This window comes from Spirillospora sp. NPDC049652, assembly GCF_040675125.1.
GTDB lineage: Bacteria > Actinomycetota > Actinomycetes > Streptosporangiales > Streptosporangiaceae > Spirillospora.
The window spans coordinates 1-1,213 of sequence record NZ_JBFAOF010001498.1 but is presented as its reverse complement, the minus strand read 5'-3'; the positions used below and the strand labels follow the sequence as shown (position 1 = coordinate 1,213).

General features: G+C 74.4%; 1 protein-coding gene and 1 pseudogene. Both read left to right on the top strand.

Going from position 1 to position 1,213, the window contains the following annotated elements:
• Positions 1-337: pseudogene (locus AB0J52_RS41425) on the top strand (ATP-NAD kinase); the annotation flags it as partial.
• A 2-nt stretch (positions 338-339) separates the two neighbouring features.
• Entirely contained in the window at positions 340-1,089 is a 750-nt protein-coding gene (locus AB0J52_RS41420; RefSeq protein WP_500188750.1) for an SDR family NAD(P)-dependent oxidoreductase, read from the top strand.
• The last annotated feature ends 124 nt before the right edge of the window (positions 1,090-1,213 follow it).

The following is a 1,213-nucleotide window of genomic DNA, read 5'->3' as shown; positions in this document are numbered from 1 at the left end:
GCGCGCCGGGCGGTTCGCCGCCGCCGACGTCAACGCCGCCGAACTCACCCGCCTCGTCGCGGCCGACCCGGCCGGCACCTGGATCGCGGTCACCCCGATCGGCGGGCAGGGCTTCCTGCTCGGCCGGGGCAACCAGCAGATCGCGCCCGAGGTGCTGCGCGCCGCCGGACCGGACCGGCTGCTGGCCGTCGCGACCGAGGCCAAGCTCGCCGCGCTCGGCGGCCGCCCCCTGCTGCTCGACACCGGAGACCCCGAACTGGACCGCGCCCTCGCCGGCTACCGCCCCGTGATCACCGGCCGCGGCCGCACCGCCCGCTACCCCGTCCAAGGAGCCTGAAGATGATCGACCTGACCGGCAAGCGCGCCGTCGTGACCGGCGCCGCGTCCGGAATCGGCCGCGCCACCGCCGAACTGCTCGCCGAGCTCGGCGCGTCCGTCGTGCTCGCCGACCTGAACGCCGACGCGGGGGAGGAGGCCGCCAAGGCCATCCCGAACGCGCTGTTCTCGCACTGCGACGTGTCGAAGGCCGCCGACTGCGAGCGGACGGTCGGCCTGGCGAAGGAGGCGTTCGGCGGCCTCGACGTGCTGTTCAACAACGCCGGGATCATCCGCCGCTCGACCGTGTGCGAGATCACCGAGGACGACTGGGACCTGGTGATGGCGGTCAACATCAAGTCGATCATGCTGATGAGCCGGTACGCCGTCCCGCTGATGGCCGAGGCGGGCGGCGGGAGCATCGTCAACACCGGCTCCGGATGGGGCATCCAGGGCGGCGCGCAGGCCGTATCGTACTGTGCGTCGAAGGGGGCGGTCGTCAACATGACCCGCGCGATGGCGATCGACCACGGTCCGCAGAAGATCCGCGTCAACTGCGTGTGCCCGGGCGACACGGCCACCGGGATGCTCGCCGACGAGGCGGCGCAGCTCGGAGAGTCGGTCGAGACGTTCTACGCCGACGCCGCCGACCGGCCGCTCGGCCGCATCGGCACCCCGCGCGACATCGCGAGCACCGTGGCGTTCCTCGCCAGCGACGCCGCCGCCTTCGTCTCGGGCGCCGTCCTCGCCGTGGACGGCGCGGGCACCGCCTGATCCGCGGCCGGGCGCGGGGGCCCGGGGGCCGGCCGCGCCGCCCCGCCCCACCGTGGGGCCCCGGCCCAGGGAAGTGGGTGAGCAAGGCGCTCGACCCCCGCGAACCGAAAAGCCCACGTCTGAA